The 12,829-nt window shown below is 43.6% G+C and carries 12 protein-coding genes; 9 read left to right on the forward strand and 3 right to left on the reverse strand.

From position 1 onward, the window contains the following. Positions 1–23 precede the first annotated feature (23 nt). The 7 genes from J3L18_RS08410 (at position 24) to J3L18_RS08440 (ending at position 9,322) form a co-directional block, all read left to right on the forward strand. Entirely contained in the window at positions 24–1,499 is a 1,476-nt protein-coding gene (locus J3L18_RS08410) for a xylulokinase (protein ID WP_129570146.1), read from the forward strand. A gap of 111 nt (positions 1,500–1,610) precedes the next feature. Beyond that, entirely contained in the window at positions 1,611–2,936 is a 1,326-nt protein-coding gene (gene xylA / locus J3L18_RS08415) for a xylose isomerase (RefSeq protein WP_091164857.1), read from the forward strand. 48 nt (positions 2,937–2,984) lie between these two features. After that, positions 2,985–4,691, forward strand: coding sequence for a sodium/sugar symporter (locus J3L18_RS08420; RefSeq protein WP_091164853.1), 1,707 nt, complete (start codon positions 2,985–2,987; stop codon positions 4,689–4,691). Positions 4,692–4,900: 209 nt separating this feature from the next. After that, positions 4,901–6,301 carry a glucuronate isomerase gene (uxaC, locus tag J3L18_RS08425; RefSeq protein ID WP_129570147.1) on the forward strand — a complete coding sequence of 467 codons (1,401 nt, stop codon included), beginning with the start codon at positions 4,901–4,903 and terminating at the stop codon, positions 6,299–6,301. After that, complete coding sequence (locus J3L18_RS08430) at positions 6,302–7,333, forward strand: sugar kinase (protein WP_129570148.1); 1,032 nt, start codon at positions 6,302–6,304, stop codon at positions 7,331–7,333. Continuing rightward, entirely contained in the window at positions 7,330–7,992 is a 663-nt protein-coding gene (locus J3L18_RS08435) for a bifunctional 4-hydroxy-2-oxoglutarate aldolase/2-dehydro-3-deoxy-phosphogluconate aldolase (RefSeq protein ID WP_129570149.1), read from the forward strand. Before J3L18_RS08430 ends, J3L18_RS08435 begins: the two co-directional genes overlap by 4 nt. A 19-nt stretch (positions 7,993–8,011) precedes the next feature. Continuing rightward, positions 8,012–9,322, forward strand: coding sequence for an MFS transporter (locus J3L18_RS08440; RefSeq protein ID WP_129570150.1), 1,311 nt, complete (start codon positions 8,012–8,014; stop codon positions 9,320–9,322). A 52-nt stretch (positions 9,323–9,374) separates the two neighbouring features. On the opposite strand, the gene J3L18_RS08445 is transcribed toward J3L18_RS08440, so the two are convergent. Then, positions 9,375–9,614 (reverse strand): hypothetical protein, encoded by a 240-nt coding sequence (locus J3L18_RS08445; RefSeq protein WP_091164845.1) that lies wholly within the window; start codon positions 9,612–9,614, stop codon positions 9,375–9,377. A 163-nt stretch (positions 9,615–9,777) separates the two neighbouring features. On the opposite strand from J3L18_RS08445, the gene J3L18_RS08450 reads away from it, so the two are divergent. Together J3L18_RS08450 and J3L18_RS08455 are read left to right on the forward strand one after the other, a co-directional pair. Then, positions 9,778–10,713 carry an MBL fold metallo-hydrolase gene (locus J3L18_RS08450; protein ID WP_129570151.1) on the forward strand — a complete coding sequence of 312 codons (936 nt, stop codon included), beginning with the start codon at positions 9,778–9,780 and terminating at the stop codon, positions 10,711–10,713. Between the two features lie 37 nt (positions 10,714–10,750). Then, on the forward strand, positions 10,751–11,014 hold the full coding sequence (locus J3L18_RS08455) for a DUF3820 family protein (protein ID WP_129570152.1): 264 nt from the start codon (positions 10,751–10,753) through the stop codon (positions 11,012–11,014). Between the two features lie 46 nt (positions 11,015–11,060). Here the strand turns inward: J3L18_RS08455 and corA are convergent, their stop codons facing one another. Both corA and J3L18_RS08465 read right to left on the reverse strand, forming a co-directional pair. After that, on the reverse strand, positions 11,061–12,185 hold the full coding sequence (gene corA, locus J3L18_RS08460; protein ID WP_129570153.1) for a magnesium/cobalt transporter CorA: 1,125 nt from the start codon (positions 12,183–12,185) through the stop codon (positions 11,061–11,063). After that, positions 12,186–12,797 carry a WbqC family protein gene (locus J3L18_RS08465; protein WP_129570293.1) on the reverse strand — a complete coding sequence of 204 codons (612 nt, stop codon included), beginning with the start codon at positions 12,795–12,797 and terminating at the stop codon, positions 12,186–12,188. It lies immediately after the preceding gene. Between the last annotated feature and the right edge of the window lie 32 nt (positions 12,798–12,829).

Below are 12,829 nucleotides of genomic sequence, written 5' to 3' on the forward strand. Positions count from 1 at the left end.
TCATATAAAAATCTGAATAGGCTATGCTGTTATTAGGGATCGATATAGGTACTTCGTCGGTAAAAGTAAGTGTTGTTGACGCCGCAACGCAAAATACAATCGCTTCGGCACAATACCCAGACCAGGAGTCGCCAATTAAAGCCTTGCATCCCGGCTGGGCCGAACAATCTCCCTCAATGTGGTGGGAGCAGGCGCACAAAGCATTGGAGCGCTGTCATGCTAAGGGAGGTTACAACTCAAAAGATATAGCTGCCATTGGTATCGCTTACCAAATGCACGGCCTTGTACTTGTTGATAAAAATCAAAACGTACTTCGTGATAGTATTATATGGTGCGATAGCCGCGCTGTTGAAATTGGCGATAAAGCTTTTGCCACCATTGGCGAAGAGCATTGCTTATCGCACCTGCTCAATTCACCGGGTAACTTTACGGCCTCAAAACTGGCCTGGGTAAAGGAAAATGAACCGAAGATCTACAGTAAAATTGATAAGATCATGTTGCCTGGCGATTATATCGCCATGAAGCTTACCGGCGAGATCACCACATCTGTATCGGCATTATCTGAAGGGGTGTTTTTCGATTTCAAAACCAACTGCATCTCCAAAGAGATCATCAATTATTTTGGTTTTGACGAAAGCCTGTTTCCGGTTATTAATCCTGTATTTTCATCGCACGGAACTTTACAGGCATCCGTGGCCGAAAAACTGAATTTAAAGGCAGGTATTCCGGTTACTTATAAATCCGGCGACCAGCCCAACAATGCCTTATCGTTAAATGTACTAAATCCCGGCGAGGTAGCTGCCACTGCAGGTACTTCTGGCGTGATATATGGTGTAGATGACCAACTGGTTTATGATCAGCAATCGCGCATTAACACCTTCGCACACGTTAATTATGCCACCGAACAGAAAAGACTTGGTGTGCTGCTTTGTATTAACGGAACCGGAAGCTTATATCGCTGGGTAAAAAACACGTTCGGTACAGGCTATAGCTATAACGAAATGAATGCCGAAGCTGAAAAAGCACCCTTGGGCAGCGAAGGCTTGCAGGTATTGCCATTTGGCAACGGTGCCGAGCGCATGCTAAATAACAAACAGGTTGGTGCGCATTTTCAAAATATCGACCTTAACCTGCATACAGCGTCACATATTTTCAGGGCTGTGCAGGAGGGGATAGCCTCGTCGTTTCGTTATGGCTTTGACATTATGCGCGGCAATGGTATGAACCCTACTGTGATCCGTGCGGGCAAAAGCAACCTTTTCCTGAGCGATCTGTTTACCCAAACTTTTGTAAATGCCACAGGCGTTCCTGTCGAGCTCTATAATAACGACGGAAGTGTAGGCGCTGCCTTAGGCGCAGGTATAGGCGCAGGCATCTTCAAATCACCGGCTGAGGCATTCAGTAATATCAAAGCCATTAAACTGGTTGAACCAACAACCGACCAGTTTGAGCCCGTTTACCAGGAGTGGAAAGCCCTTTTAGAAGCGAAACTGAGGTGAAAGGGAAAAGGTTAAAGGCGAAAGGTGTTGCCCGTGTATCCAAATAAATAATTAAACAATTGCCCAATAAAAAAATCACTAATTCAATAACTCACTAATTCAATAATTAAAATGATAGTAACAGGCGAAAAAGAATTTTTCAAAGAAATAGGCCAGATAAAATTTGAAGGTCTTGAATCAGACAACCCGCTGGCGTTTCGCTGGTATGACGCGGACAGGGTGGTGGCAGGCAAAACAATGAAAGACCATTTACGTTTTGCAGGTGCTTACTGGCATTCGTTCTGCGGTAACGGTGCCGATCCGTTTGGCGGTGCTACGCACGTTTTCCCATGGGATGAAAAAGCTGACGCTGTTGAGCGCGCTAAAGACAAAATGGATGCAGCGTTTGAGTTCTTGACCAAAATGAACCTGCCTTACTACTGTTTCCACGACGTTGACGTGGTTGACTATGGCAATGATGTTGCCGAAAATGATCGTCGTTTGCAGGCTTTGGTTGATTATGCCAAACAAAAACAGGCTGCCAGCGGGGTAAAACTGCTTTGGGGTACTGCGAACCTGTTCAGCCACAAACGTTATATGAACGGAGCATCAACCAACCCCGATTTTCATGTATTGGCGCATGCCGGTGCGCAGGTTAAGGCTGCTATGGATGCAACTATTGCATTAGGTGGCGAAAACTATGTTTTCTGGGGTGGTCGCGAAGGTTACATGAGTCTGCTCAACACCAATATGAAACGCGAGCAGGAGCATTTAGCTCGGTTTTTACACGCGTCTAAAGATTACGCGCGCAAACAAGGCTTTAAAGGCACTTTCTTCATCGAGCCTAAACCATGTGAGCCAACCAAGCACCAGTATGATTATGATGCAGCAACCGTACTGGGCTTCTTGCAGAAATACGACCTGATCAATGATTTTAAACTGAACCTTGAAGTTAACCACGCTACTTTAGCAGGCCACACTTTCCAACATGAGCTTCAGGTAGCTGCCGATTCGGGTTTATTAGGTTCGATAGATGCTAACCGTGGTGATTCACAGAATGGCTGGGATACAGACCAGTTCCCGAATGATATCAATGAAGTGACAGAATGTATGCTGATTATTCTTGAAGCAGGCGGCTTCCAGGGTGGTGGTATTAACTTTGATGCCAAGATCCGCCGTAACTCTACTGATCCTGCTGATTTGTTTTATGCACACATTGGTGGTATGGACCTTTTTGCAAGGGCATTGGTAACAGCTGATAATATCCTGCAAAAATCAGAATACAAAAAATTACGTACCGACAGGTATGCGTCATTTGATGCCGGCACCGGGAAAGATTTTGAAGAGGGTAAGGTTTCTTTGGAAGATTTGCGTAACTATGCGATAGCTAACGGCGAACCTAAAGTGACAAGCGGTAAACAAGAATACATCGAAAATTTGATAAATCGATATATATAGTTTATAATTGTCAATCATACATATTAAACCCAAAGACAAACCAAAACAATGAACCTCAAAACCCTTTCAAATGGCGATTATGCTGTTTTCTTTATCTACTTTATAATTGTTGCCAGTTACGGCTGGTGGGTGTATAAGCGTAAACACAACGCCGATGCCACCTCAAAAGACTATTTTTTGGCCGAAGGGTCGTTAACCTGGTGGGCTATCGGAGCATCGCTCATCGCCTCAAATATCTCTGCCGAACAATTTATAGGTACAAGTGGGTCTGCGTTTAAAATGGGCTTAGCCATATCTACTTACGAGTGGATGGCCGCTATCACCCTCATCATTGTGGCGGTTTTCTTTATCCCGGTATATCTTAAAAATAAGATCTTTACCATGCCGCAGTTCCTGCATCAGCGGTATAACGGAACAGTAGCCATGATCATGGCCATATTTTGGCTGTTGCTGTACATTGTGGTTAACTTAATGTCAATCCTTTACCTCGGTGCATTAGCTGTCAGCGGTATTTCAGGTCTTGATATTCACTTGTGTATCTGGCTGTTGGCCATATTCTCGGCAGTTATTACACTGGGCGGTATGAAGGTTATCGGCTATACCGACGTTATCCAGGTAGCGGTATTGATATTGGGTGGTTTAATGGCATCTTACCTTGCACTTACTTTGTTAAGCGAAAAAGAAGGTACAACAGGCTTGCTCAATGGTTTCAAGATCCTGCATAGCGAAGCTACGGATCACTTCCATATGATCTTTAAAAAGGATAATCCAAATTACATGGATCTTCCTGGTTTATCTGTTCTGATAGGCGGCATGTGGATCACTAACCTTAACTATTGGGGCTGTAACCAGTATATTACCCAAAGAGCTTTGGGCGCAAACCTTAAAACCGCCCGTGGCGGTATCCTGTTTGCAGCTTTCCTTAAGTTGCTGATGCCTGTTATTGTAGTGCTGCCTGGCATTGCGGCATACCTGTTATATCAAAAAGGTATGTTCCACCAGGAAATGGCGAGTTCATCCGGAGTTTTGGATCCTAATAAAGCATATCCATCACTGTTAAACTTATTGCCAAGCGGCTTAAAAGGCCTTTCATTCGCTGCGTTAACGGCTGCTATTGTAGCGTCGTTAGCGGGTAAAGCAAACAGTATCGCTACCATCTTTACGTTGGATATTTACAAAAAAGCAATCAATCCTGAAGCTACCGATAAGAAACTGGTTAACCTGGGTAAAATCTCGGTGCTTGTTGCCTTATTGTTAGGTATCCTTTTATCTGAATTGATCGGTAAGGCATTGATGGGCGAAGGTAAACAGGGCTTCCAGTATATTCAGGAATATACAGGCTTCGTGTCTCCGGGTATCTTTGCCATGTTTATCCTTGGTTTCTTCTGGAAAAAAGCTACTTCAAATGCGGCTTTATTTGCAACTATTGGCGGTTTCATTTTCTCATGTTTCTTTAAACTTTGTCCAAAGTTTATTGACCTGAGCTTCCTGTCGCCGTATGGCTTCTCAAAATTAGCCTTGCAGGATGATAAAGTAACGAAGTTATATGAAATCCCTTTCCTTGACCGTATGGGTTTTGTATTTATCCTGTGCGTTATCGGTATGTACATTATTTCAAAAATTGACCAGGCCCGGGGCGTTACAACAAACGGCCTCGAAATTGATGGCTCAATGTTTAAAACTTCGAGAGGATTTTTAGCAGGCGCCTTAATTGTAACAGGTATTGTGGTTGCATTGTACTCGATTTTCTGGTAGCAGAAATTTCACCAATAGATAAAAAAGGCGATGGGGTGATAACCTCATCGCCTTTTTGCTTCATAGTAGTTGTTTTTACGTCTCAACGAAAACGTTTGCGTGGATTGTTTAGGCTTATTACTTCCAACTTGCCCGTATGATGTGTAATTTGCCGCTTACAAGTATAAACTACTATACCGCTAACTCCGGTATATATCTGTCAATAACCAATGAAGAATTTTTTAGATCAGGATTTTTTACTTCAAACAAAAACGGCGCAGCGCTTATATCATGAGTTCGCCAGCCATCAGCCCATTATTGATTATCATTGCCACCTGCCGCCAGATCAGATTGCTGATGATATCAATTTTAAAAACATAACCCAGATCTGGCTTTATGGCGATCATTACAAATGGCGCGCTATGCGGGCAAATGGTGTTAATGAAGCCTATATCACAGGTAATAAAACCGACGAAGAAAAGTTTATGCAATGGGCTGCTACGGTTCCTTACACTTTGAGAAACCCGCTATACCATTGGACACACCTTGAAATGCAGCGTTATTTTGGCATAAATGAATTGCTTTCGCCAGCGTCGGCACAAAAAATATATGCCCAGTGCAACGAAAAACTGCAATCGCCGGAGTTCAGCATCCGTAATATTTTAAAAAGTAAAAATGTAGAGGTTGTGGGTACTACTGATGATCCGTTGGATAACCTTAGCCATCATCAGAAACTGAAACAGGATGGATACAGCGTGAAAGTATTGCCGGCCTACCGCCCCGATAAAGCTATGAACGCCGATGACATTGCCGGGCTCAACAAATACATTGACCAACTGGAATCAGTGGCAAATGTATCCATATCTAACATTGATGAATATCTTTCGGCCTTAAAAGCAAGACACGATTACTTCGCCGAAAACGGCTGCAAATTATCAGATCACGGACTGGAGCAAATTTATTCCGAAGATTATACTGATGTAGAGATAGCTACCATCTTTACCAAAATAAGGAACAGCGAAGTGTTGTTGCCTTTGGAAATCCTGAAATTTAAATCGGCCATGTTGTATTACTTTGCCATTTGGGATCATGAAAAAGGCTGGGTACAACAATTTCACCTCGGTGCATTGCGTAATAACAATGCGCGTGCTTTAACCAATTTGGGGCCTGATACCGGCTGGGATTCTATAGGCGATTTTGCACAAGGCAGGGCATTATCCAAATTCCTGAACAGGTTGGATACCACTAACCAGTTAGCCAAAACCATTATTTATAACCTTAACCCTGCCGATAACGAGTTGTTTGCTACTATGGTGGGCAACTATAACGACGGTTCGGTAGCCGGCAAAATGCAGTTTGGATCGGCCTGGTGGTTTTTGGATCAAAAAGATGGCATGATCAAGCAATTAAACGCTTTATCAAACATGGGCCTGTTGAGCCGTTTGGTTGGGATGCTTACCGATTCGAGGAGCTTTATGTCATTCCCGAGGCATGAGTATTTCCGCAGGTTGCTTTGTAACTTGTTGGGTGACGACATTGAAAACGGCGAATTACCAAACGATATTGAATGGACAGGAAAGATCGTGAGCGATATTTGCTATTTTAACGCCAAAAACTATTTCAATTTTTAAATGAGCAATATAGAAAATACAAAGGGAAGCATCCTGTCGTTCGGCGAATTATTATTACGCATGTGCCCGGACGGCGAAGGGCAGTGGCTTGCAAAAAACAAGCTGCCATTTTTTATGGGCGGTGCTGAGCTTAATGTTGCCAACGCGTTAGCTTTATGGGGGCAGCCAATAAAATATTTTACCGCTTTGCCTGATAATGCCTTATCCGAACAGATTATCAGTTACCTGGAAAGCAAAAGCATCGACACATCAGCAATACATCATAGTGGTAACAGAATAGGTCTTTATTATCTTACCCGTGGTAAGGATGTAAAGAATAACGCCATTGTATATGACCGTGCAGGTTCATCCTTTGCCGACCTTAAACCGGGTATGGTTAACTGGGATGTTGTTTTGGAAGGTGTAAGCTGGTTTCATTTCAGTGCGATTTGTCCGGCCTTGAATCAGCTTGCAGCCGATGTTTGCGAAGAAGTTTTACAGGCAGCAAGCAAAAAACATATCACCATATCTGTCGATCTTAATTATCGCCCCAAATTATGGCAGTACGGTAAAAAGCCGGTAGAGATCATGCCGAAACTGGTACAATATGCCGATATCATTATGGGTAATGTTTGGGCCGAAGAAACCATGCTTGGTATTCCCGTTACGCCAGATATGCATGAATCGGGCCAGCAAAGTATTTACCTGAAAGAAGGGCTTTATTCGTCTGAAAGGATCATGGATGCTTATCCGCGCTGCCGGGCTGTTGCCAATACCTTCCGCTTTGATGCAGGCAAAGGCGTTGAATATTATACTTCGCTTTATACAGGCAATCGCTTTTATCACTCCCCAACCTATACCACCGAAACCGTGGTTGACAAAGTTGGCAGCGGCGATTGCTTTATGGCCGGGCTTATTTACGGCTTTTATAACAAGCAAGATCCGCAGCAATTGCTGGACTTTGCAACGGCAGCCGCATTCGAGAAGCTATTTATTGAAGGCGATGCGACCACCAAAACAGTTGATCAAATTTATAACACAATGAAACAATGAGTAAAAAAAATATTGTACTTGACGCGATATTAAAGCAGGGTACGTTGCCCCTGTTCTTTTATAAAGACCCGGAAGTGAGCCTGCAAATTACCCGTACGCTTTATAAAGCCGGGATACGGGTATTTGAATACACCAACCGCGGTGCAGCCGCCCTCGAAAACTTCAAGGTTTTAAAACAAGCCCTTGCCAACGGCGAAATGCCGGGCCTGGAATTAGGTATCGGTACCATCAAAAGTGTTCAGGAAGCTGAAGCTTTTATTGCTGCCGGAGCTGATTTTATCGTATCACCGATTGTTAATCCCGAGGTTGGCAAACTGGCAGCGCAGCACAACTTGTTATGGATTCCTGGCTGTATGACACCAACCGAAATTTACACAGCTCAACAAAACGCGGCTGCGCTGATAAAAATATTCCCGGCCAATATACTGGGGCCTGAGTTTGTATCCTCAATCAGGGATTTGTTTGCCGGTCAGTTGTTCATACCAACAGGTGGGGTTGATTTGAACCATGACAGTATCAGCACCTGGTTTAAAGCCGGGGTATGTGCGGTGGGTATGGGCAGTAAACTAATCAGCAAAAGCGTACTGGAAAACCAGGAGTACGATAAACTGTATAACGATACCCTGAAGCTGCTTGAAATAGTACAAACCATTAAATAGCCAGTTAACCTAAATTATAATGAGAGAAGAAAAAGTTGGAAACTACCGCTGGGTGATCTGCTCGCTGGTGTTTTTCGCAACAACCGTTAATTACCTTGACCGGGCAGTAATCAGTTTGCTTAAATCAGACCTTACCAAGGAGTTTAAGTGGAATGATGGCGATTATGCCAATATTGAGATTGCTTTTAAAATAGCTTATTCAATAGGTTTGCTGGCTGCCGGACGGATCATCGATAAGATAGGCACCAAACTCGGCTATTTCCTTTCAACACTACTATGGAGTATTTCGGCCGTATGCCACGCCTTTGTTGGCGGCACCTTTGGTTTCGGCGTAGTACGTTCTGCACTGGGCCTTAGTGAAGCGGGAAATTTTCCTGCAGCCATTAAAACAGTGGCCGAGTGGTTTCCCAAAAAAGAACGTGCATTTGCTACGGGGATCTTTAACTCGGGTGCAAATATAGGTGCTATAGTTGCCCCTTTAACGGTTCCGTTTATAGCAGCTGCCTGGGGATGGCGCTGGGCATTTATCATAACCGGCTCAATCGGTTTTATATGGCTTGTATTATGGCAGGTAATTTATCGCGCACCTTCAAAGCATAGCAAGGTATCAAGAGCCGAGCTTGATTACATCAACAGTGATCATGACAGTCAAACTGAAGCTTTGCAGCCTGCTGAACAAAAGAAAATATCTTGGGGCAAGCTGCTTTCGTTTAAGCAAACGTGGGCATTTGTTATAGGTAAATTCCTTACCGACCCTATATGGTGGTTTTACCTGTTCTGGCTCCCCGATTTTTTGGAAAGCCAGTATCATTTAAAGGGCACAGAAATAGCCATTCCCGTTGCGTTGGTTTATACCATGTCTACCTTTGGGAGTGTTGGCGGCGGTTGGTTGCCTATGAACCTTATTAAAAAGGATTGGCCTGTATTTAAAGCCCGTAAAACATCTATGTTTATCTACGCACTGGCGGTAATACCAATCATATTTGCGCAAATTCTGGGTGGTGTTAATATGTGGCTTGCTGTTATAGTGATAGGGATAGCAGCATCGGCGCACCAAGCATGGAGCGCTAATATATTCACCACAGTTTCGGATATGTTCCCAAAACGCACTATTGGTTCGGTAACGGGCTTAGGTGGCATGTTCGGTTCTATCGGTGGTGTGTTCCTGTCGCTTGCCGTGCAAAAAAACCTGTTTGTGTATTACCGGTCAATCGGTAAAATTGAGATAGCCTATTATATTATGTTCTTTGTTTGCGGAAGCGCTTACATTTTAGCCTGGCTCATTATGCATTTCCTGGTGCCTAAAATGAAACCAATTGAATTGGATTAATCATATGAAATATAACGAAGGAAGCCGGGGCAAATGATCCGGCTTCCTTTTTTTATAAAGAGTGGCTTACCGCCTGTTCGGCCAGTTCATCAATCCAGCTCGAAAGGTAAGGCTCCGTACCATCAATCCTGATCCATTCGCCATCCTGGTCTTTGACAATTACTAAATGTAGTGTGCCATCTATCGATTTAAACTCATATGCATTGGCATAACCGGCCCAGGTCACCTGTTGCGCTGTACCTTCAATAATGCTATCGGTCCCCGTAAGCGTGGCATCAAATTGTTGTTTCATAGTGTTTATAGTTTACTAACCTAACATAGTTCTGGCAGTTTCTGTTTGCGCTGGTGTTAAGCCGAAGGCCGTGTTATTTGTTTTAGACTGATAAAATTGTGTTTAAATTTAAGCAGCTAAAACTTTTAATACAAGAGTTACGTTTTGTTAATAATTATAAACCATGAACAGAAGGCTCAGTACAAAATATTTCCAGGTATCGCAAAGGGTATGGGGAACTAAACTATTATTTGTTAATGTTTACATGATCGCCAACCGTCCCGGTGCTGCCAAAGGCTGGGTTTTGGTTGATACGGGGTTAAAAGGTTCGGCAAAAAAAATCATTGCTATGGCCGAAGAGCTTTTTGGCCCGGGAACCAGGCCTGCAGCTATTGTGCTCACACATGGACATGCCGACCACTCGGGAGGATTAGCAGAACTTTTGAAGATTTGGAATGTACCTGTTTATGCCCACGCACTTGAATTGCCTTACCTAACAGGCCTGTCATCATACCCACCGGCCGATCCATCACTGACCGACGGGCTGATGAGCTTGTTGTCGGTATTTTTCCCAACATCCCCCATTAACCTCGGTACTAAAGTAAAAACCATCGATATGGAGGAAGGGATCCCCGAACTGCCCGAATGGAAGATCATTCACACACCGGGACATACGCCGGGCCACATTTCGCTGTTTTTGCCAATAAATTCGACCTTAATAGCCGGCGATGCGTTTTCAACTACCAAGGCCGAATCAGCTTTACATTCATTTATTTCGCTTAAAAAGTTAACCGGCCCGCCGAGGTATTTCACTACCGACTGGGAAGCTGCTGCCCAATCAGTACGAAGGCTTGCCGCGCTTGAACCACGCACAGTAGCGGCAGGTCATGGCCCCGTAATGCGCGGCCGTGAGCTGCATGATCAATTACATGAACTGGCCGATAACTTTGAGCAGGTAGCAATACCTGTAAAAGGCCGCTATGTGGGGCATCCGGCTGTTGCCGATGAAATGGGCGTGACCTATATCCCGCCTTATATAAGCAGCAGTATTTTAAAAGCAACAGTTGGCGTCGCAGCTGCACTCGCAACATTTTTTATTATAAAAGGATTGCAGGAATAGGAGCAGAATCCCATCGGTTTGTGCTTACCTTTACCGCGTGGAAAATTTAAAGCCAGATCCAAAGATCCTCATTGATATTGTACAAACCAAAATGCCTTACGGTAAATATAAAGGCACTATTATAGCCGATATCCCGGTATCATACCTGGAATGGATGGCGGGCAAGGGTTTTAGTAAAGATAAAATGGGGATGTTGCTTTCAACCACATTTGAGATCAAAACAAATGGGCTGGGTGAGATCCTGTATATGGTAAAGAAACAAGTTCAAGCCGCCCGGCCTCCTAAAGGGGGTGCTTTGTAAGCTTGTTCAATAACTCCTTTTTTCTCCCCTTTAGGGGGCGGGGAGCTTATAGCCTGTTAAACCAACCCTTTTTCCAAAATACAAACACCTGTATTAAGGCTATCAAAAACATAAACACGATAGCATAAATGTAACCATGGTGCCAGTACAATTCTGGCATGTTATCCGGAAGGATATGGCCTTTATCATCCTGGCGCGAAAAATTCATGCCGTAAATGCCCGCAATAAAAGTAAGCGGAATGAAAATCACCGAAATAATGGTAAGCACCTTCATGATCTCGTTCATGCGGTTACTTACCATGGATAGGTACAGATCGATTATGCTTGATGTTACCTCCTTATAATTTTCAATGAGATCCATAGCCTGGATGCAATGGTCGTAAGCGTCGCGTAAAAACAATTTAACTTCCGACGTTATCAGCGGACTTTCAGACCTGATCATGTCATTGATCTTATCCCGCTCGGGCCAGCTGGCACGGCGTACAACAATGAGCGTACGTTTTAGCTGCTGGGCATTAAACATGATGGTTTTATCGGCGCTCAGGTAAAGCTTGTCTTCAAGGGCATCCAAATGATCGCCAATTTCGGCAAGCAGTACAAAGTAGGTATCAATTATAGTGTCAGTAAGCGCATAACACATATATCCGGGGCCAGCGGTACGGATAGCGCCCTTCCCGGCTTTTAAGCGGGCTTTTACGGCATCAAAGCGCTCGGTATGGTCCTCCTCAAAGCTAATGATGATATTATCTTTTATGATAGCCGAAAACTGGCAGTTAATGATCTCGTTATCCTTATTAAATTGAACGATGCGGCTGGTACAAAAGGCATAATCCTCGTATTCATCAAATTTGGGGCGCTGGTGTGTATTGGCAATATCCTCCAAAACCAGGGCATTTATATTGCAATGCTCACCAATTTGCTCAATCAGCGAGGCGTCGCCCAAACCATTAATCTTAATCCAATGGGTATGATTATCACATTTATTTAGCTGTTTTAAGGCTGTTTTGATATCCTTGCCCTCGCAGGTTACTAACTCATCTTTATTGTATGAGTAAACGGATATAATGGGTTTCAGTGCATCCTCGGCTACCCTGATAGTACCCGGTCTGTCACCTACATTTCCTGCGTGTTTGTGTTTTTTAAGGCGCAGGCGTTTAAAGTTACCATTCATCTACAGATAGTTTACGGTTTGCGGGCCCTGGTTAAACAGCAGGTCAATAATACTCAGGTTTTTCATAAAGCCCTTGCGGTCTTCAAATACCTGGAAATATGGTTTCTGCTGCACTTCGCTTTCTTTTTTAGGATGAATAGAAAACCGAAAATCGTGCAGGTTAGGATATTCGGCCTGGTATTCATTCGTGTAATTTAATTCCGTTTTTATTTTAGTGAGCTTGAGCAGCAGGTTCAAAAGCTCCTGATTATAATCAAACAAGTAGGTAATTTGTTTTTCATAAAAAGGTGCAAAGTCATCTTCATAAAACTCAAAATAAGCCGAACGGCGATAACAAGCCTGCAAGCTGTGCCAGTGCAGGCGCTGCCACATAAAATCGTAGCTGATTTTCACATCTTTAACTTTAGTGTGATTTTTTGAACCTTTTATTACCGGAACCACCAATGCCAGTACCCCATCGGGCGAGTAAATATTAGCCCGGTTGCGATAAGTTTGTTTGGGGAAATGCTCTTCTTTTTCTATCAGTATATCAGGCTTATACGTATTTAATTGTACAAAATAATCTACCGGCGGAAGATAAAACATGGGTAACACAGCGCCTTTTTCAATCATATATTTTATGTTTGTGCTCAAAATTGGCTAAA

Source organism: Mucilaginibacter gossypii, from assembly GCF_017569325.2.
Lineage (GTDB): Bacteria > Bacteroidota > Bacteroidia > Sphingobacteriales > Sphingobacteriaceae > Mucilaginibacter > Mucilaginibacter gossypii.

Coding starts and splice junctions, on each gene's coding strand:
- J3L18_RS08410 (WP_129570146.1), top strand. CDS start 24: ATGCTGTTATTAGGGATCGATATAGGTACTTCGTCGGTAAAAGTAAGT.
- xylA (WP_091164857.1), top strand. CDS start 1,611: ATGATAGTAACAGGCGAAAAAGAATTTTTCAAAGAAATAGGCCAGATA.
- J3L18_RS08420 (WP_091164853.1), top strand. CDS start 2,985: ATGAACCTCAAAACCCTTTCAAATGGCGATTATGCTGTTTTCTTTATC.
- uxaC (WP_129570147.1), top strand. CDS start 4,901: ATGAAGAATTTTTTAGATCAGGATTTTTTACTTCAAACAAAAACGGCG.
- J3L18_RS08430 (WP_129570148.1), top strand. CDS start 6,302: ATGAGCAATATAGAAAATACAAAGGGAAGCATCCTGTCGTTCGGCGAA.
- J3L18_RS08435 (WP_129570149.1), top strand. CDS start 7,330: ATGAGTAAAAAAAATATTGTACTTGACGCGATATTAAAGCAGGGTACG.
- J3L18_RS08440 (WP_129570150.1), top strand. CDS start 8,012: ATGAGAGAAGAAAAAGTTGGAAACTACCGCTGGGTGATCTGCTCGCTG.
- J3L18_RS08445 (WP_091164845.1), bottom strand. CDS start 9,614: ATGAAACAACAATTTGATGCCACGCTTACGGGGACCGATAGCATTATT.
- J3L18_RS08450 (WP_129570151.1), top strand. CDS start 9,778: ATGAACAGAAGGCTCAGTACAAAATATTTCCAGGTATCGCAAAGGGTA.
- corA (WP_129570153.1), bottom strand. CDS start 12,185: ATGAATGGTAACTTTAAACGCCTGCGCCTTAAAAAACACAAACACGCA.
- J3L18_RS08465 (WP_129570293.1), bottom strand. CDS start 12,797: ATGATTGAAAAAGGCGCTGTGTTACCCATGTTTTATCTTCCGCCGGTA.